At 61.0% G+C, this 17,766-nt stretch carries 21 protein-coding genes; 10 read left to right on the top strand and 11 right to left on the bottom strand.

Going from position 1 to position 17,766, the window contains the following annotated elements:
- Window positions 1–11 precede the first annotated feature (11 nt).
- A complete protein-coding gene (gene fae / locus VEJ16_05565; GenBank protein ID HYB09116.1) occupies window positions 12–524 on the top strand; it encodes a formaldehyde-activating enzyme in 513 nt (170 codons plus the stop codon).
- A 728-nt stretch (window positions 525–1,252) separates the two neighbouring features.
- On the opposite strand, the gene pqqE is transcribed toward fae, so the two are convergent.
- The 6 genes from pqqE to VEJ16_05535 all read right to left on the bottom strand — a co-directional run bounded on the left by pqqE (window position 1,253) and on the right by VEJ16_05535 (window position 5,128).
- Complete coding sequence (pqqE, locus tag VEJ16_05560) at window positions 1,253–2,389, bottom strand: pyrroloquinoline quinone biosynthesis protein PqqE (GenBank protein ID HYB09115.1); 1,137 nt, start codon at window positions 2,387–2,389, stop codon at window positions 1,253–1,255.
- A gap of 13 nt (window positions 2,390–2,402) precedes the next feature.
- A complete protein-coding gene (pqqD, locus tag VEJ16_05555; protein HYB09114.1) occupies window positions 2,403–2,690 on the bottom strand; it encodes a pyrroloquinoline quinone biosynthesis peptide chaperone PqqD in 288 nt (95 codons plus the stop codon).
- Window positions 2,687–3,424: a pyrroloquinoline-quinone synthase PqqC gene (gene pqqC, locus VEJ16_05550; protein ID HYB09113.1), complete on the bottom strand. Its 738-nt coding sequence runs from the start codon at window positions 3,422–3,424 to the stop codon at window positions 2,687–2,689. The genes pqqD and pqqC overlap by 4 nt, the downstream gene beginning before the upstream one ends.
- A 228-nt stretch (window positions 3,425–3,652) precedes the next feature.
- Window positions 3,653–3,730: a pyrroloquinoline quinone precursor peptide PqqA gene (gene pqqA, locus VEJ16_05545; protein HYB09112.1), complete on the bottom strand. Its 78-nt coding sequence runs from the start codon at window positions 3,728–3,730 to the stop codon at window positions 3,653–3,655.
- Window positions 3,731–4,076: 346 nt separating this feature from the next.
- Window positions 4,077–4,439, bottom strand: a complete 363-nt coding sequence (locus tag VEJ16_05540) for a hypothetical protein (protein ID HYB09111.1) — start codon at window positions 4,437–4,439, stop codon at window positions 4,077–4,079.
- An 11-nt stretch (window positions 4,440–4,450) separates the two neighbouring features.
- Entirely contained in the window at window positions 4,451–5,128 is a 678-nt protein-coding gene (locus VEJ16_05535; protein HYB09110.1) for a hypothetical protein, read from the bottom strand.
- 172 nt (window positions 5,129–5,300) lie between these two features.
- On the opposite strand from VEJ16_05535, the gene VEJ16_05530 reads away from it, so the two are divergent.
- The 4 genes from VEJ16_05530 (at window position 5,301) to VEJ16_05515 (ending at window position 9,060) form a co-directional block, all read left to right on the top strand.
- On the top strand, window positions 5,301–5,504 hold the full coding sequence (locus VEJ16_05530) for a hypothetical protein (protein HYB09109.1): 204 nt from the start codon (window positions 5,301–5,303) through the stop codon (window positions 5,502–5,504).
- 324 nt (window positions 5,505–5,828) lie between these two features.
- The gene (locus VEJ16_05525) at window positions 5,829–7,610 is read left to right on the top strand and encodes a methanol/ethanol family PQQ-dependent dehydrogenase (GenBank protein HYB09108.1); all 1,782 of its coding nucleotides are present in this window, start codon (window positions 5,829–5,831) and stop codon (window positions 7,608–7,610) included.
- Window positions 7,611–7,793: 183 nt separating this feature from the next.
- On the top strand, window positions 7,794–8,225 hold the full coding sequence (locus VEJ16_05520; protein HYB09107.1) for a cytochrome c: 432 nt from the start codon (window positions 7,794–7,796) through the stop codon (window positions 8,223–8,225).
- A gap of 7 nt (window positions 8,226–8,232) precedes the next feature.
- Entirely contained in the window at window positions 8,233–9,060 is an 828-nt protein-coding gene (locus VEJ16_05515; protein HYB09106.1) for a substrate-binding domain-containing protein, read from the top strand.
- Between the two features lie 58 nt (window positions 9,061–9,118).
- Here VEJ16_05515 and VEJ16_05510 read toward each other — a convergent pair whose 3' ends face one another.
- From VEJ16_05510 to VEJ16_05490, 5 genes are read right to left on the bottom strand one after another with little or no spacing between them, the layout of a single operon-like run.
- The gene (locus tag VEJ16_05510; GenBank protein ID HYB09105.1) at window positions 9,119–9,745 is read right to left on the bottom strand and encodes a hypothetical protein; all 627 of its coding nucleotides are present in this window, start codon (window positions 9,743–9,745) and stop codon (window positions 9,119–9,121) included.
- Window positions 9,742–10,545 carry an ABC transporter permease gene (locus VEJ16_05505; protein HYB09104.1) on the bottom strand — a complete coding sequence of 268 codons (804 nt, stop codon included), beginning with the start codon at window positions 10,543–10,545 and terminating at the stop codon, window positions 9,742–9,744. The genes VEJ16_05510 and VEJ16_05505 overlap by 4 nt, the downstream gene beginning before the upstream one ends.
- The gene (locus VEJ16_05500) at window positions 10,542–11,321 is read right to left on the bottom strand and encodes an ABC transporter ATP-binding protein (GenBank protein ID HYB09103.1); all 780 of its coding nucleotides are present in this window, start codon (window positions 11,319–11,321) and stop codon (window positions 10,542–10,544) included. The genes VEJ16_05505 and VEJ16_05500 overlap by 4 nt, the downstream gene beginning before the upstream one ends.
- A gap of 17 nt (window positions 11,322–11,338) precedes the next feature.
- Window positions 11,339–12,313: a YVTN family beta-propeller repeat protein gene (locus tag VEJ16_05495; protein ID HYB09102.1), complete on the bottom strand. Its 975-nt coding sequence runs from the start codon at window positions 12,311–12,313 to the stop codon at window positions 11,339–11,341.
- A gap of 21 nt (window positions 12,314–12,334) precedes the next feature.
- On the bottom strand, window positions 12,335–13,633 hold the full coding sequence (locus VEJ16_05490; GenBank protein HYB09101.1) for an ABC transporter substrate-binding protein: 1,299 nt from the start codon (window positions 13,631–13,633) through the stop codon (window positions 12,335–12,337).
- Window positions 13,634–13,908: 275 nt separating this feature from the next.
- On the opposite strand from VEJ16_05490, the gene VEJ16_05485 reads away from it, so the two are divergent.
- The 5 genes from VEJ16_05485 to VEJ16_05465 all read left to right on the top strand — a co-directional run.
- Entirely contained in the window at window positions 13,909–14,331 is a 423-nt protein-coding gene (locus tag VEJ16_05485; GenBank protein HYB09100.1) for an SRPBCC family protein, read from the top strand.
- A gap of 237 nt (window positions 14,332–14,568) precedes the next feature.
- Window positions 14,569–15,567, top strand: a complete 999-nt coding sequence (locus VEJ16_05480; protein HYB09099.1) for an ABC transporter substrate-binding protein — start codon at window positions 14,569–14,571, stop codon at window positions 15,565–15,567.
- Between the two features lie 16 nt (window positions 15,568–15,583).
- The gene (locus tag VEJ16_05475) at window positions 15,584–16,384 is read left to right on the top strand and encodes an ABC transporter permease subunit (GenBank protein HYB09098.1); all 801 of its coding nucleotides are present in this window, start codon (window positions 15,584–15,586) and stop codon (window positions 16,382–16,384) included.
- The gene (locus VEJ16_05470; GenBank protein HYB09097.1) at window positions 16,381–17,181 is read left to right on the top strand and encodes an ABC transporter ATP-binding protein; all 801 of its coding nucleotides are present in this window, start codon (window positions 16,381–16,383) and stop codon (window positions 17,179–17,181) included. Before VEJ16_05475 ends, VEJ16_05470 begins: the two co-directional genes overlap by 4 nt.
- 121 nt (window positions 17,182–17,302) lie before the next feature.
- The coding region (locus tag VEJ16_05465; GenBank protein HYB09096.1) for an MBL fold metallo-hydrolase at window positions 17,303–17,766 on the top strand (464 nt) is incomplete at its 3' end.

The following is a 17,766-nucleotide window of genomic DNA, read 5'->3' as shown; positions in this document are numbered from 1 at the left end:
GGAGGGTCATGATGGCGAAGATCACCAAGGTGTGCGTCGGCGAAGCGCTCGTCGGCGATGGTAATGAAATCGCTCATATAGACTTGATTTTGGGGCCGCGCGGCGGTCCCGCGGAAGCCACGTTTTGTCATACGCTCACGAGCCAGCGCGAAGGCGTCAACGGTCTTTTGGCCGTGATTGGCCCGAACCTGATGTGCAAGCCGAGCACCGTGATATTCAACAAGGTCACGATCAAGAACGCCAAGCAGGCTGTCCAGATGTTCGGTCCGGCGCAACGCGCCGTGGCGACGGCGGTCGCGGACTGCGTCAAGGACGGTACTATTCCCGTCGCGGAGGCCGATGACGTTTTCATTTCCGTCGGCGTGTTCATCCACTGGGAAGCGGCGGACGACAAGAAAATTCAAGACTTCAACTATGAGGCGACCAAACTGGCGATCAAGCGCGCCGTCAACGGTGAGCCGAGTGCAAAGCAAATGCTCGAGCAGCGTGACAAGGTCAGCCATCCGTTTGCGGCGCACAACTAGGGCGTCGCCCGAATCCTTGAATTGGCGACGGACTCGTGCCGCGATTGCCATATGCGCGTGGCCTCGCTCCCAAATGAGGCCACGATTCGGACATGGTTAGCTGAGCGGCGTGAGTGCCTCCGACGTCAACCGGCCGTCGTGCAGCGCGGATGCAACGAGTGCGCCCGCAAGGCCGATGGCGGCAAGTTTTTCAATGTCTTGAACTCCCCGAACCCCCCGGCCGCCCAGATGCGCCGGTTTCCTGCTTTTGCCATGAGTTCGGATAAGCGCTCGAATTCCGGCCCGAGATCGTTGCCCACCCGGGCGAGCAACATCGCGATGACATTGTCCGGTCAAAGTGCCGGCTCTGTCTCCAAGACGGCGAGACCCATGAACTGGCCGCCTCGGTAATCGAGCGACAGCACCCATCTGCTATCGCTTAGTCTCACCCGGGTTGCGGCAAGGATTCCGGCGTCGGGCAGGCGTTCGTTACCAAGTACCGGCACGATTGTCGGGCCAGAGGTGCGGATCGCTGCCTCAACGCGCGTCGGACCCCAATCGGCCCATAGTTGAAGAGACCACGAGATCGCGCACGAACACCCGGTAGGGCGACGCCTTTTGTTGCATGGGCCGCTGGTGGATCCGTAACGCGTCGGCGAGCATCCACCGTGTTTCCGTGCCCGGAAGAATGCCCGACCCGCCTGCGTTTTGGCAAATCGCCCACTTCAATCGATCGGCAGGGTCGATGGCTAGGCCGGCTCACCCAGCCGGGAGGGCGACTGGTGCGGCGCCTTGGGGGCGTTGCCGATCCGGCGATAGTGCAGCGGCGGCGGGGCAGCAGCACTCTCGGCTTTAGCGAGTGCTAGGAGCGCTTCATGGTCGGGCGAGAGGCCGCAAGCGGGATCGACCGCACCGGCGTTTCCCGTGAGGGCGAATGCCTGGCACCGACATCCGCCCCAGTCGATCTCGCGGCGTTCACAGGTTCGGCACGGTTGCGGCATCCACGCGGTGCCGCGGAACCGCTCAAAGGCGGCCGAGTGCTGCCAAATTTCCCGCAGCGACCGCTCGGTGACTTTCTCGAAGTGCATCCCGGCGATGCTCTCCGCAGCGTGGCAGGGCAAAACCTTGCCTGCTGGCGTTATGTTGAGGAATTGGCGACCCCATCCGCCCATGCAGGATTTGGGGCGCTTTGCGTAGTAATCCGGCACCACGTAGTCGATGACGAGCCCGCCCTTGAGCCGCTCGCGTGCCTCGACCACAATGGCTGTAGCTCGCTCAAGCTGCTCGCGCGTCGGGATGAGGGCGCCGCGATTGAGGAGCGCCCAACCGTAATACTGGACGTGTGCCACTTCGAGCCGGGCGGCGTCGAGTGCGAGTGCTAATTCGATGAGTTCGCCAAGGTGATCGAGATTTTGCCGGTGCACGACCGCGTTCATCGTCAGGGGTAATCCCGCGGCCCGAACTTGCCGTGCCACCGCGATTTTCTTTTCGTGCCCGCCGGCATATCCGCCGATCCGGTCGCCGCTATCGAGGCGAGAATCCTGAAAACTCAGTTGGACGTGGTCAAGACCGGCCTCGACGAGTCTGGCGATGCGTGCCGGGTCCAGCAGCACGCCGGATGTTATCAGATTGGTGTAAAGCCCAAGCCCCGCGGCGTGCCGCACCAGGATTTCCAGGTCTTTGCGTGCGGTTGGCTCGCCCCCCGAAAAATGGACCTGAAGCACGCCCATGGCTGCGGCCTCGGCAAGTGCGGCCTGCCATGAGGCGGTGTCGAGCTCGTCGGCAGCACGCTCCAGTTCGAGCGGATTCGAGCAATAGGGGCATTGCAGCGGGCAGCGGTGGGTCAGCTCCGCCAGCACGGCCAAAGGCGCGCTCGACGCGCTCATGGCTGAAGCCGCCTCATGCCACCACCATCCCCTTGTCCGCCAAGTCCTGAAGCATCTCCCGAACATCGTCCGCGATCTCGACGCGCGGTGTCGCAAACTTCGCGGCAAGGGTGTCGACGATGGCGCCAACGCTAGCAACGCCATCGCACAGCCTGAGAATTTCAAGGGCGATGTCGTCGGGCAGAAATACCCGCTCCGGCGCCAGCATGACCCATTGCCGGCGCGTCTCATCGTAACGAAGCTTCACGTGCCGCGGCAGGCGCGGCACGCTCGACTCCCCGATCTCGATGCGCGCACTCACGGAGGCTCCCCATGGCCGAAAGCACCCGGCGGAACATGGCCGGGTTGGACGTAAGCGTGATAGAGCGCGTCCAGTTGCGCCCACAGCACGTCGCACTTGAAGGTGAGGGCGTCCAATACGGCCTCCTGTTGCTCTGGGGTGCGAGCCTCACGCTTGACGAAATCGAGAGCGAAGTCCGAGTCCCTTGGCGCCTGGGTAAGACGCGCGTTGAAATAATTCAGAGTGTCGCGCGTCACGAAATCATAGTTGGCGAGCATGCCCGCCACGCGCTCCGATATGATTTTGGGCGAAAAGAGCTCGGTCAGGGAGGAAGCGATCGCCTCGAGCAGGCTGCGCTCTCGAACGAAGCGCACGTAAGCGTCGACGGCAAATCTCGTGGCAGGCAGCACGCCGGCCGTGGATGTCACGTAAGTACGCTCGAGCCCGAGCCCTTCCGTGAGCGCAAGCCATCGCGCAATACCGCCCTCCCCTGCCTGCTCGCCATCGTGGTCAGCTAGGCGTCGGCGCCATTCGCGCCTCAAATCGGGATCCTCTGCGCGCGCGATCAGTCCGGCGTCCTTGAGCGGAATGCGGCTTTGATAATAGTAGCGATTGAGCGCCCATGCTTGCACTTGTCGGCGATTGAGCTTGCCACCGTGCAGAAGGCGATGGAACGGGTGCTTGTCGTGATATCTTTCGGCGCCTTTCGCGCGCAGAGCGCTTTCCAGAGCAGCCGGATCGAGCGGGGTCCTCATGCTCTTCCCTCCGGGCGAGAGGCTTGCCGGCAGGACTGGACGCCTTGCACCAGCATACGGCCGGGAAGCATCGTGCCGACGTCAAAGCGTGCGAAAGGGGCTTATCCCGGTGGCGGGAAGCCAATCGACCCGATCGATGGCGAATTAAAGGAACATTTCTCGAATAAAACAGCCGAGCGCGAGGGACCGTTCAGGCCCCCGGCTCGGCTAAGAAAACCCTCTATTCGACTAGGCGATCTCTGCGCAGGCGTAGCAATTGATTTCCATGCCCACCGCGATCTCAACGATCTTTGGCTTCCTCCACATCGTCACGCTCCTTGCCATCGCACGTCAATTCCACAGCGAGTATGTAACGCCGGCGCGACAACATCAAGGCCGATTTCACGGCGCGGCGGAGCGGCGCCTAAGCGCGTATCTGCCCGCTATGTCCCGACACCGGAAGGAATTTCCCTAGCGAACGCGGTTATCGGGAGCGACATCGGCGCGGGAAAGTCACCTTAGCTCACCAAAATATGAATAGTATCGAGCGGGGGCGGCATTGTTGGCGTGGCCGCAAAATCCTGAGGGAATCCAGACCAAGTTATATGCAGCCGAGCTATTTTGCACTCACCCCAATGCGATCCTGCCTCGCCTCACGACCGAACGCTTCTGGCTAAAAGCATTGGAGATTTGCCTCGGCCTGAGCGCGGCGCAAATCCTCGATCAGTTGCTTGACCACCGGCGGGTCCTGGAACTCGCCGATGCGCCCCCCGACGCCCCCACCTCGCTGCATGCTGAGCGCGGTCTCCACTTCCTCGTAGTTTGCATAAGGCATCAGGCTCGCGATGACATCGACGGCGCATGAGCACTTGAAGAGCGATTCCCTTGTGTTACCGTTGGCAGCCATGCATCCAAGGACGTAATCGGCGCGGGCTGACGTCGGGTAGTCGCTTTTCGGCATCGCCGGTGCCGGCGAGGCCGCATGAAGGGCAGGCCCCAGGCTGGCGGCGGACACGAGGGCGAGAAAGGCGTTCAATCTCAATCTCGTCACTGACGTTCCCCAGAATAGGTCACCGAGTCGACTACCTCGGGCGCTCCTTCTTGCTTCGGCACTTGGCTCCGGATTTGAAAAAGGATGCCCGGGACAGCGTCCGAGAGGACGAAGTAGTAGGCTTTGTCGACGAACCGCGCAACTTCCGGCCGGGTCAATTTCAAAAAGGGGCGGATCGCGATTTCGGTGGCGTCGGCCTCGTGGCCATCGACGGTGATCTTTACCGGGTGCATCTCCGCGCCATCGACGAATGCCTCGCGGATGCGATTGCGAAAGTAGAGAGGCGAACCCCCAGTTTCGCGTCTCAAATTCATCACGTCGAACTCGAGGAAATACATCAGCAGCGGGTTGCCCTGGAAATCGGTCACCGGCGGGAAATAGGTGCGCCGGTCCCCGGTTAGAAACTCGACCGAGACGTCTTTCTTGCCATCCGGGCGGACTTCGTTCACCTCGATCTCTACCTTGTCGGTGTAGCCTTGTGGCCCTTCCGTATCGTGTCGGTAGACATAGTCGAGGGTCACCGGATGGTCGATGGCGATCAGGTGGTTGCTCTCGAAAAGGGCGATCTGCGCGGGGCTCAGCGGGCGCGTATCGTCGGCCCGGCTTCCGGCCGGCGCGATCGACGACAAAGCACCAATTACGATCAAGAATAGCCAATATCGTGCGTGATTCATTTGCTCCCTACTCCCGGCTGCCTACGTTTCTTCCCGTTTTTGGACGGCACTTTCGCTTCGGCCGCGCAGCCTTGGCCATATAAGGAAAACGGCTTATATCTTGATTCGAACTGCCTCTGAGGGCAACGACTGGCTGTCACCGCAAGATAGCCCGAGTGCAAAGGACAGGGGAATGGTGCAAATCGTCTTCGTGTTTTGCCTCCTGGCGTCGCCCGCCCAATGTCAGGAGCAACGCTCACCAAGCGGCGCGCAGAGCGTGATGGAATGCGTCATGGATGCCCAGCGGCTTGCGCAATTCTGGCTCGCGGACCACCCAGAATGGTCCCTTGCCCGCTGGCGCTGCGAAGGCGGGGCGCCGCCGGAGAATCGCGCCTGACCAAACTGCGGAACGCATTTCGGTTCGACCCAGCTAATTGGCGATCGACGACGGAACGTCGCTGCTCTCGGCCGCGCGACACGCCTCGGGCAAATCGAATTGAATTGCCTTAAGGGCTTGTCACACCTGAGAGAGCGTCGTAATATTTCTTCGCGCGTATAGAATTGCTCTTGTTGTCCACACGCGCGAACCTGGAAGCGTGCGAGCAAGAATCCAAATCCCGGTCGCGATACATCGAGGCGATGTACCGTCGCGCCGGCCGCCGCTGACGGTCCGGTTGTAGGCTAATCAAGATAGCCGCTCCAGCCTCTGAGGGAGGAAAATATGGCATTAAGATGGGGAATAGTGGTTGCGACGCTGTCGGCGTTGGCTGCAACCGGTGCGTTAGCGAATGAAGAGCTGATCAAGCTGCAGAAAGACCCGGCCCAATGGGTCATGCCCACGGGAAATTACGCCAACTGGCGCTACAGCACGCTCACTCAGATCAATGCGACGAACGTCAAGAATCTGCGTCCGGTTTGGACCTTCTCGACTGGCGTTCTCCGCGGTCATGAGGGCGGTCCGCTCATCATCGGGAACGTGATGTATGTGCATACGCCGTTCCCGAACAACGTTTTCGCGCTCGATCTGAACAACAACGGGCGCATCATTTGGAAATACGAGCCTCACCAGGACCCGTCGGTCATTCCCGTCATGTGCTGCGACACAGTCAATCGCGGCGTGGCGTATGGCGAGGGCAAGATAATCCTTGTGCAGGCGGATGCCTCCGTCGTGGCGCTCGACGCAAAGACCGGGCAGGAAGTCTGGAAGATCAAGAACGGCGACCCGACAAAGGGCGAAACAATGACCGGCGCGCCGATGGTCTTCAAGGACAAGGTTCTCGTCGGCATCAGCGGCGGCGAATTCGGCGTCCAAGGCCGAGTGGCAGCCTATCATCTGAAGGACGGCTCCTTGGCGTGGCGGGCCTTTTCAGTGGGTCCGGACGATCAGATTCTCTTCGACGACAAGACGACGTCCCTGGGTCAGCCGGTTGGCAAGGATTCCTCGCTCAAGACTTGGCAAGGGGATCAATGGAAGACCGGCGGGGGTACAACCTGGGGCTGGTATTCGTACGACCCCGCGTTGAACCTCGTCTATTACGGCTCGGGCAATCCGAGCACGTGGAACCCGGTGCAGCGCCCGGGCGACAACAAGTGGTCGATGACGGTCTTCGCGCGGGACGCGGATACGGGCGTTGCGCGTTGGGTCTATCAAATGACCCCGCATGACGAATGGGACTATGACGGCATCAACGAAATGGTCCTGGCCGATATCCCGGTCAACGGAACCAACACGAAGGCGCTCGTGCATTTCGACCGCAACGGCTTCGGCTACACCCTCAATCGTGAGAACGGCAAGTTGCTCGTGGCCCAGAAGTACGATCCGAAAGTCAACTGGGCGACCCATGTCGACATGACCACGGGCCGGCCCGAGGTCGTGAAGCAGTACAGCACGCAAGCCGGTGGAGAAGACCACAACTCGACGGGCATCTGCCCTGCGGCTCTCGGCTCCAAGGACCAGCAGCCCTCGGCGTTCTCGCCGAAGACCAAGCTGTTCTATGTGCCGACCAACCACGTTTGCATGGACTATGAGCCGTTCAAGGTCTCCTACACGGCCGGGCAGCCCTATGTCGGCGCTACCCTCTCGATGTATCCGCCGAAGGGCGACAGCAACCTCGGCAACTTCATCGCGTGGGATGCTGGCACGGGCAAGATCGTCTGGTCCGATCCGGAGCCTTTCTCGGTATGGTCGGGTGCCCTGGCAACGGCGGGTGACGTGGTCTTCTACGGCACACTCGAGGGTTATCTGAAAGCGGTCGACGACAAGACCGGCAAGGAGCTCTACAGGTTCAAGACTCCATCCGGCATCATCGGCAACGTCACGACCTACGAACACAAAGGGAAGCAGTACATCGCCGTGTTGTCGGGTGTAGGCGGTTGGGCCGGAATCGGGATGGCCGCTGGCCTTACGAAAGACACCGATGGGCTCGGGGCGGTGGGTGCCTACAAGCAGCTCGCCAATTATACCCAGCTCGGCGGCGTGTTGACGGTGTTCGCCTTGCCCTAAATAGGCTGGCATCGAACGCCCAAGTTCCACACGTGGAGGCCGGTATCTTCGCAATATAGAAGGTACCGGCCTTCCTTTTCCGATGTGAAGCCAAGCATCGAGCGGCACGAACGGCACTGGGGCGGCAAAAGAATTGCTGCGGCCCTGCCGTGAGATTGGTACCAGCGACACTGGGAGAGCGGAATGAATTTGCGTGCTTTCATATGGTCGTTGACCTTATCTGCCGGCCTCTGTGCCGCTTTGCTTCGAAGCGAAGTTTTAGCGCAGACGGCCGAGGAAAAGCCCTACGTCGTCAAGGACGGCAAGGTGGACAAGGCGACTTTCAACGGCTGGCGCCGCTACACGGAGTCCTGCTTACGCTGTCACGGCCCGGACGGAGCCGGCAGCTCCTATGCGCCGGATCTAACCGAGTCCCTAAAGCGAATGAGCGAGGACCAGTTCAATGAAGTCGTGGTCAACGGCAGAGTCGACGTCAACACGGGCGCTCAAAACGTCATGCCGCCCTTCGGCACCGTGGAAGACGTCGTGAGCTATCTGCACGATATTTACGGCTACCTCAAGGCCCGCTCGGATGGCGCGCTCGGCCGCGGACGTCCGCCCCGCATCGACCAGTGAGGGCCGCATGCCGATCCACATTTTCCTCTCTGCAGCCGTCATCGGGCTTGCCGGCCTCGGGCTTTTCTCCGTCCCGCTCCGGGCTCAGACGAGCGATCTGGTTCCATCGGATCAGCTCCGCGTGTGTGCCGATCCCAATAACCTTCCCTTCTCGAACGAAAAGGGCGAAGGCTTCGAGAACAAGATCGCCGAGATCCTCGGGCAGGATTTGAAACTGCCCGTCACTTACGTGTGGTTCCCGCAGGTGATTGGTTTCGTGCGCAATACGCTCCAAGCGCGTCGCTGCGACCTCATCATCGGCACGGTCGCGGGCGACGATCTTGTGCAGACGACCAATCCCTACTACTACACGAGCTACGTGATGATATATCGCACCGACAAGGGGCTGAATATCACCACGATAGCCGACGAAAAGCTGAAATCACTCACGATTGGCGTTGTCGCGGGCACGCCGCCTTCGGACCTTCTGGTCCGGCACAGCCTCATGGGCCATGTTCATCCCTACGCGCTCATGGTCGACACGCGCTATGAATCGCCGACCCGCCAAATGATTCAGGACATCATGGATGGCAAGGTGGACGTAGGCATGCTGTGGGGCCCGTTTGCGGGCTATTACGTCCAGCACGACAAGTTGCCGCTCACCCTGGTGCCGCTCGAGAATGAGCCTGGCGCGCCGCGTCTTGACTACCATATCGCCATGGGCGTGCGGGCAAACGAGCCTGATTGGCGACGCAAGATCAACGAGGCGATCCTGAAGGAGCACGACGCCATTGTCGCCGTCCTCAAGAACTACGGCGTGCCGCTCCTCGACGAACAGGGAAAGCTCATTCAATAGCAACTCGGCAAACCAACAGCGCCGGCAGAGCCCGGCTTCGACCGCAAGTGGACGAGCGTTATTTGAGCGCCTCCTCCAATGCCCGGGCATAGAGGCCGAGCCGGGCTTCGAGCTGGGTGGGTGTTTCGCAGGCATAGCGGATCGTGCGCTGCATTCCATCGAAGCTTCTTGTCGTGTAGGCAAGGCGCTCCGTGAGATCGTCGCGACGCTTCGCTTCGTCGCCTTGGGCGTCAGGCGGGATCGCGTCATGTTCGGCGGTCAGTCGCGAGACGAGGGCCGCGAGATTGCGCTGGCGCTCCCCGAAATCCTTGAGCCGATCGATCAACTCGCCGCGCTCGACGTTCGTTTCCTCGACGAGGCCAAGGAACGCAAGCGGGACCAGGCGCGATCGGTCCGCCGGGGAAAGCGGCTTGGCGAATGCCTGAATTGCAGCAACGCCCTCGTCGGCAGCCACGGATCGAGGTGCGATTTGCTCGACGAGGGCGGTCACTTGCGGCTCCGCGTGCCAGTCTCCAGCACCCTCAAGCGGCGGACCGTTCCAGAGCGACGTCGGGGAAAGCGTCGGGACCAGACGCTGCTGGCACGGCCAATTCGGATCCTGGCCCGGCACGGCCGCCCCGCCCGCAATAGGCAAGAGGCAAAGCAGCACCGCGAGCAATGCTCGCTTCGGCCCCTTGACGATCATTCGCCGACCTTTCGCGCAATGAGCCCTCGCGCTGGGTCGTACCCGTAAACGGCGAGCGCCATGAACAAGATGAGCGAGACCATCACGACAGCGGCCGACTCCATGTTGACGCGGCCATAGAGTGCAAACCGGATCAATTCGACGGCATGCGTGAAGGGGTTCATCTCGCAGATGCGGTAAAGCAAGAGGCTCGCCTCCTTGACACGCCAAAGCGGATAGAGTGCTGAGGACGCGAAGAACATTGGAAATATGACAAAGTTCATCACGCCTGCGAAGTTCTCGAGCTGGCGAATTGCCGAGGAAAGCAGGAGGCCGAGTGCGCCGAGCATCAAGCCAGAGAGGATCAATGCCGGCAGCGCGCTGAAATAGCCCCACCACGGCGGCTGGATTTCCCAGAACCAGGCGATCGCCAGAAAGACATAGACCTGAAGGATCGACACGATGACCCCCGCCAGCAACTTGGAGCTGAGCAGGAACCAGCGCGGCAAGGGACTGATCATAAGCGTGCGCATGCTGCCCATCTCGCGGTCGTACACCATCGATAGGGAGCTTTGCATCCCGTTGAAGAGCTGGATCATGCCGATCAGGCCGGGGGCGATATAGACTTCATAGGGTATGTAAGTTTCGTAGGGAGGGATGATCGACACACCGAGGACGAAGTGAAAGCCGGTCGCGAAGATGAGGAGCCAGACGAGTGGGCGAACGAGTGCCGACACAAAGCGGCCTCGCTGGTTGAGAAACCGCAAGCCCTCCCGGCGGACGATGCCAATCAGGCAGCGCAAGTACTGAATTGGCCTCACGATCGCGGCTCCCGATCCCGTGTCAAGTGCTCGAAAGCCGCCTGCATATTGTTAGCCCCACTTGCAGAGCGGACCTCTTGAGCCGTGCCGTCGCCGAGCACCCGGCCCTTGTGCAGCACGATGACGCGAGAATCTTCCCCAACTTCGTCGATCAAATGGGTCGCCCAAAGCACGGCGAGCTGGTCCTCCCGGCAGAGCTTGCGTACATGGTCCAGGAGGAACTGCCGGCTGGCGATGTCGAGGCCGACCGTCGGCTCGTCGAGCAGTAGAAGGCTCGGAGAATGCAAAAGGGCGCGCGCAATCTCGACCCGGCGACGCTGCCCTCCACTCAAATGCCGGACCTTGTCGCGCCTGCGTTCGATAATTCCGACGCGCGCGAGCTCTTGCGTCAGCCGTTCTCCCGCCTCCCGCCGTGGCAGACCATGGAGCGAGGCATGATAATAAAGGTTCTGCTCGACCGTAAGGTCAAGATCGAGGGTCGGTTGCTGAAACACAACACCCATCCGGGCTAGGGCCGAGGACGGTTTTGCTTTGACAGGATTGCCGAACACTTCGATGGCGCCGGAGCGGTGGTCGTATAAACGGGTGATCAACGAGAACAGGGTTGTCTTGCCCGCGCCATTGAGGCCGAGCAGCACGGTGAACTCGCTCGGTCTGACTTGAAAGCTCACGTCCGAGAGAACGAGACGTTTGCCGAAGGCATGGCTCAAATCGCGGACGGCGAGCGCTGTTGCGAGCACATTGGCGTCGCGAGCAAGGGTAGCAGCCAAGGCCATTCTACCACCCGCTCCCGCTAGGGCCGCACGACGACGCCCCAGGGCTGATCGCCTACCGGCACCGATTTGATGACCTTGAGATCGTGCACGTCGATGACTGATATGTCGTTGCTTATGCCATTCGTCGTGAAAACGCGCGATTGATCGTGATTGAAGGCCAGGTTCCATACCCGCTGTCCAACCAGCAAGTATTGCTTCACGTCATAGGTTTGGGCGTCGATTACCGCCACCCGGTTGGCGGGACCTAGGGCCACGAAGCCGAGCTTGCGATCCGTCGTTATGAGGATGCCAACGGGCTGGATCGCCTCGTTCGGCACCCCCGGTATGGCGAATGTGATCTTGTGGATGATCTGGCGTTTGGCAGCGTCGATGATGCTCACCGTGCCGCCGACCTCCGCCGACACCCAGAACTGAGCGCCGTCCGACGTCCACTCGGCATGGCGCGGTCGGCTGTCGACGAGGATATTCGCCACGACCTGGCGCGTATCGTTGTCGATCACGTGCGCCATGCTTGTCGTCTCGGAGGTATTGACGATCCATTTGCCGTCGGGGCTGATGCCCATTCCCTCGGGCTCGACTCCGACAGGAATTTCGGCGACGACTTGGCGCTGCGCAATATCGACAATCGATACGAGACTGTCGTTCTCGTTCGATATGTAAAGATGCTTGCCATCGGGATGAAGCGCAAATGTTTCGGGATCCGCACCGCTCGGTAATGGGGGCTTCAGCTGATACGTGTTGAGATCGAGTACATCGATTTGGTCGTCGTCGCTTGCACAGATGTAAAGCTCGCTCATGTCCTTGGAGAGCACGATGCCGCGCGGGCGCTGGCCGACGGGAATGGTCTTCGTCACCTCGAGCGAATTGGCGTCGAGCACGGTGATTGTATTCCCCTTTTCATTCGAGACGAGGACCGTTTCTCCGGCCCTCGATTCCGATATTGCCGAAAATACGCACACGAACGCGGCTGTGAGTCCAATCAAGATGCGCATGATGGCGCTTACCTCCGCGGGTCACTTGAAGCGGCACTTCGTCTCCGGCTGATCGATGCCGAGCGTGTCGAGCTCGTTGAACTGATGGAGAAAACCCGGCTGCGGCGACACCGAGACGAGGTCGCGCTCATCCGCCAACAGGACCGGCTGACGCAACTGCCCGTCCCAGGATCGGAAGCTGGATTTGGCGCCTTTGTATACCGCAAGATCGAATTTGTCGCTGCGCATGAACTTGACCATGACATCCGGATCGGTCGAATTCGTGCGGGTTGCCGCCTCGCCCACCGCGCGCACGGCCGCCCAAGCGGCGAAATCACGCGCCGTCATCCACCTGTTCGCCAGCTTGAGGAACCGGTTCTGGAGCTGTGTTGCACCCCATTGCTGAAACGGCCGGGCCCAGGCCGTCGGCACCAGCCCGGACGTACCTGCGATCGGGCGTGGCTCGAACGTATGATAGGGCAGATAGTCGCCGAATTCGTCGCCTTCATCGGCCACGACGAGAACGTCGTAGTCGATGCCCTGCGTGAAACGGGCAACCTCCGCCTCGATGGCAAAGTGCCCGGTGTCGGTTCGCCGCGCACCGGCCTCGAACGTCCAGGGCTTGCGTTCGATGATATGGGCCTGGAACTTGTGGGCCGAGCGCTCAATTGCATCGGCGTAGAGACGATCACCCTCCGTCGTACCGACCGCGAGCAGAATGTTCGTCCATCGTTTGGTGACGAGATATTGCACGAGCGCATCCGCCAACATCGCGCGGCTCGGGATGGTGTGCAGCAGATTTGCACGGCACTCCCCCGCGCGCAGGGCATCGTCGGGCGCGCCGGCATTGAAAATTGTCATTCCCGCCGCTTCGGGCGAAGCATCGAGTGCAAGAATTTTCGAGGCTGGCAGGTCCGTGACAAGAAAGCGAATTCCGGCCGCAGCGGCTTGGTGCAACGCCTCCGCCGGGTCGCCTCCTTCGGGCGCAATGAACTCCTTGAGCACAAAGCTCTGACCGGTGAATTTACCGGTTGTGTTGTTGTCGGCGATCGCGAGCCGCGCCCCGGCGAGACCCTCGTCGGCGGGCGGCGCATCGAGATAGGGGAAAGGTGCCTCCCGTTTCTCGGCCTGCGAGAGATAGCCAACGTCGATATTGTGGGCGCCACCCTCCTGGGCGCATGCCGAACCGGACGCGTGCGTCAGCAATACGCCGACGATTAGGGAGGTAACGATTGCTCGACCAAGAACCGCGACCGTCCGAACTCGCGTTTCAGCTCTTGGGTAGAATCGTCGCCGCGCGTAGACTAGGGCCGGCGACAATCGCCACTTGATTACTCGCATGATGGCGATAATGGCTCGAAACAGCAAAATCCGCCAGATTGATTCGGCTCCGCGACCGTCGCTGTCATCGGAAGTTGCGTAATGCTAGGGTCTCGCCACGTGAACGCCGCGCGGCGCGGCAAGATGACAATCCGTTCATCATCGGGCGGACCGACGCGCTGGATCGCCGTGGGCGTGGTCGCCGATCGAGCGAGAAGAAGACGCAGGGCGACACGATTGAATTGCTTGTTGAAAGACGCGTCAAAACTCGGCATTTGCATGGAGGGATGATCGATATGGCCAAAGTGAACCTGACGACCGAGCTGCCGGTTCCCGTCGATACGGTGTGGGGAATGATCGGAAATTTCAATTCGCTCGCACGATGGCATCCCGCCGTCGAGAAAAGCGAGGAGACAAAGGAAGGAAATGCGACGGTGCGCAAGCTCTCGATACGAGGTGGCGGAACGATCGTCGAACGGCTCGAGAGCAAGGATGATAAGGGGCGTACCTACAGCTATTCCATTGTGGAAAGCCCCCTTCCCGTGACCGCCTACAAGTCGCAGCTCAAGGTGCGGCCCGGCAAAAATGCCTCGAGCTGCACCGTCGAGTGGTCGAGCGAATTCGAGCCCACGACCGCCTCCGAAAACGAAGCCGTGAAAGCCATACGCGGAATATACGAGGCGGGATTCCAGAATCTGCACAAGATGTTCGGCAAGTAGGGTTCCCCAGGCGGAATCTTCCAGCCCGTAACAGCCGCAAGCGGGCGATAAGTGTCTCGAACAATTCGGCGCGCTTTTCCTGGACCTCTGCGCGGCGATTACGTGTCCATGGGATGGCCCGGCCAATCTTTTTCATTCAGCCGCCCGATGATGATAGACTCGTCGCCGGTGCCGCGCGTGTCATGGAGTCCCCGGTTGGTTCAAAGCTGCATGATCGGCGAATGAAGGGTGCATCGGATGCTGTCTCGACGGACAATGGGCTTCGGTCTTTTAGCGATCTCGCTGATCTCGCCGGACGTTATCGCGCGCGCAGCACACGCTTCGGATTTACCCATTGTCCGCGTGGGTGCGCTGAATTTCGGCACAGTCGGATGGGAACTGGATGTCATCAAACATCGGCAGCTCGACGCGAACCACGGGGTCGAGCTGCAAGTGGTGGAGCTTTCCGGCAAGGACGGGGCGGCGATCGGGCTTCAAGGCGGCAGCGTCGACGCAATCGTGACCGATTGGCTTTGGGTGTCGCGCCAGCGTGCCACTGGTGCCGATTTCACGTTCGTGCCGCACTCGCTTGCGGTCGGCGCTATCTATGTGCGGCCCGACTCGAAAATCTCCACCCTCGCGGACCTTGCCGGCAGGAAATTAGGTATCGCTGGCGGACCGGTTGACAAAAGCTGGCTGCTCCTGCGTGCGTATTCGCGCAAGGCGCTCGGCCAGGATTTGGCCGACGCGGTCGACCCGGTCTATGGCGCGCCGCCTCTCTTGAATGAACTCATGTTGAAGGGGGATTTGCCTGCTGTACTCAATTTTTGGCAGTACGATGCACGGCTGAGCGCTGCCGGAATGAAGCCCCTCATCGGTGTCGCGGACGCGATCGCGGGGCTCGGGGTGGACACCGTGCCGCCGATACTCGGGTGGGTATTCAGCGAGAAATGGGCGGCCGGCAACGCGGCGGCGATCACCGGCCTTCTCAAGGCGTCGCTCGAGGCGAAGAGCATACTTCTCCATGACGACGCGGAGTGGGAGCGAATCCGCTCCTTCACAGGCGCCGAGGATCAAGCGACATTCCTTGCATTGCGCGAGGAGTACCGTAAGGGCATTCCGACCTCGTTCGACGCGCGCCACATAGAGGCGGCCGAACGCGTGTATGCGATCCTGGCCGCTGTGGGTGGCAAGGACCTGGTCGGCGAGGGCAAGACGCTGGCGCCCGGCACGTTCTGGTCGGGCTTCAGTTTCTAGCGCGCCGTGGCTTCCGATGCAGGAACCCCCCATCGCAGCACCCCGTCAATCCGCGAATATCCTCAACTCACCCCGTGCGCGTGTGGCACTCACACGCACGGCCTCACTCGTCGTTCTCGTCGTGTTGTGGCAGATCATGGCAAGCCTTGTGCATTCGCGCGCACTTCCCGCACCGGACGCGGTTGGCGTCAAGCTTCTCGAATATGCCGCCGATGGCTCGATCTTCTTTCAGACCGGAATCACGCTAGCCCGCGTCGCCGCCGCTTTCGTTCTGGCAATGTTGTTCGGTGCCGCCATCGGCATCGCACTCGCGCGCCGCATTCGGCTCGACGCCTTTTTCGATAGCTGGCTCGTGATCGCGCTCAATGTTCCCGCGCTTGTGACAATCATCCTCTGCTACGTGTGGTTCGGGCTAACCGAGGCGGCGGCGATTCTCGCGGTTTCGGTCAATAAAGTTCCGACCGTGGCTACAATTGTGCGCGAGGGTGCGCGCGCCGTCGACCGAGAGCTGTTGCAGGTGGCGGAAGCGTTCGCATTGCCGTGGGGCCGCGCATTCCTGCGCGTTTACCTCCCTCAGCTCTTTCCGCATCTCATGGCGTCGGCTCGTTCCGGCCTTGCGCTAATATGGAAAATCGTGCTGGTGGTCGAGCTGATCGGCCGCTCGAATGGCGTTGGCTTCAAGCTAGGCATCTTCTTCCAGTATTTCGATATCGTGAGCATCCTGGCCTACAGCATTGTCTTCATCGTGATTGTGCTTGCGGTTGAAATGGTCCTACTGCGGCCGCTTGAGCGCCACTTGAGCCGGTGGCGCCTGTGACGGCACTAACGGTCGATATCAGACGCAAGATTTATCGCCAACCGGGGGCCAGAGCAGAGCATGTGGCACTTGACGGCGTGGCGTTCACGGTGCCTGAAGGCCAGTTCGCCTGCGTCGTGGGACCGTCGGGATGCGGCAAGACAACGATGCTCAACATCATCGGCGGATTGGACCGCGCGTTCGATGGCAAGGTGGGGTTCGGCGAGGATGGCGGCGCGGTGCGCCCCCGCTCGGCGTACGTTTTCCAGACCCCACGCCTCATGCCTTGGCTGAGCGTGCTGGATAATGTCCGACTTGTGCTCAAGAACGGAGCGACGAGCGCTCAAGCCCGCGACCTTCTGGTACAGATGGGACTCGAATCGACGCTCGACAGCTTTCCCAACCGGCTGTCGGGCGGCATGCAACGACGCGTGGCACTCGCCCGCGCATTTGCGATCGAGCCAACGCTTCTTTTGCTCGACGAGCCCTTCGTATCCCTCGACCTTCCCGGCGCCGACCATCTGAGAGGATCGTTGCTTGACCTTTGGCAACAGCGCCCTACCACGGTGCTGTTCGTCACCCATGACCTGCGCGAAGCCCTTCAGCTTGCTGACCGGATCCTTTTCATGTCGGCGAGTCCCGGCCGAGTCGTGCTGGACTTTCGGGTCGACCTGTCGCGACCAAGGCGAGCGGACGAGCCGGGGATCGAGGCGATCCGGCGGCGTCTCCTGGCGGAACATCCCGATCTCCTCGCCGGCCTTCCGCCCTCGACGTCAGCCGCGGAGGCACTGGAAGGTGCCGAACCCACGCGCGAATAAACACTGCCCTTCCGCCGGCAGCACGATGCCCGCGTTTTGATTTGATGTCATTCGTCAAGCGCCACATAATTCAGTCCGATTGATCGAACGTCTGGAGCTTAGACTCAAAACGGAGGATCGTCTGCGCATTCTCGTACTCGGTTCCGCGGCCGGCGGCGGATTCCCGCAGTGGAATTGTCACTGCGACAACTGTCGGAGGGCGCGCGCCGGCGATCCGGCGGCGCGCCCTCGCACCCAATCCTCCCTCGCTGTTTCCGCCAATGGCGTTCGCTGGTTTCTACTGAACGCTTCACCCGATTTGCGAGAGCAAATAACTACGAACCCCCTGCTCCATCCAAGGAGTGGTGTTCGTCATAGCCCGATCGCTGGCGTGGTCATGACCAATGGCGATGTGGATCACGTGGCCGGCCTCCTCAGCTTGCGTGAAGGTCAACCGCTTGCCGTTTACGCAACGGCGCGTGTCCAAGCCCTGTTGCGCAACAACAGCATATTCAACGTGCTCAATCCGGATCGGGTGACGCGCTTGGAGTTACACCTCAACGAGCCCGAAACTCTCTGCGAGTCCGACGGCTCGCCGAGCGGACT

The sequence above is a fragment of the Alphaproteobacteria bacterium genome, from assembly GCA_035625915.1.
Lineage (GTDB): Bacteria > Pseudomonadota > Alphaproteobacteria > JACZXZ01 > JACZXZ01 > DATDHA01.
Note: the sequence above shows the minus strand (reverse complement) of the source record. Positions and strands in the feature narration are given on the sequence as shown.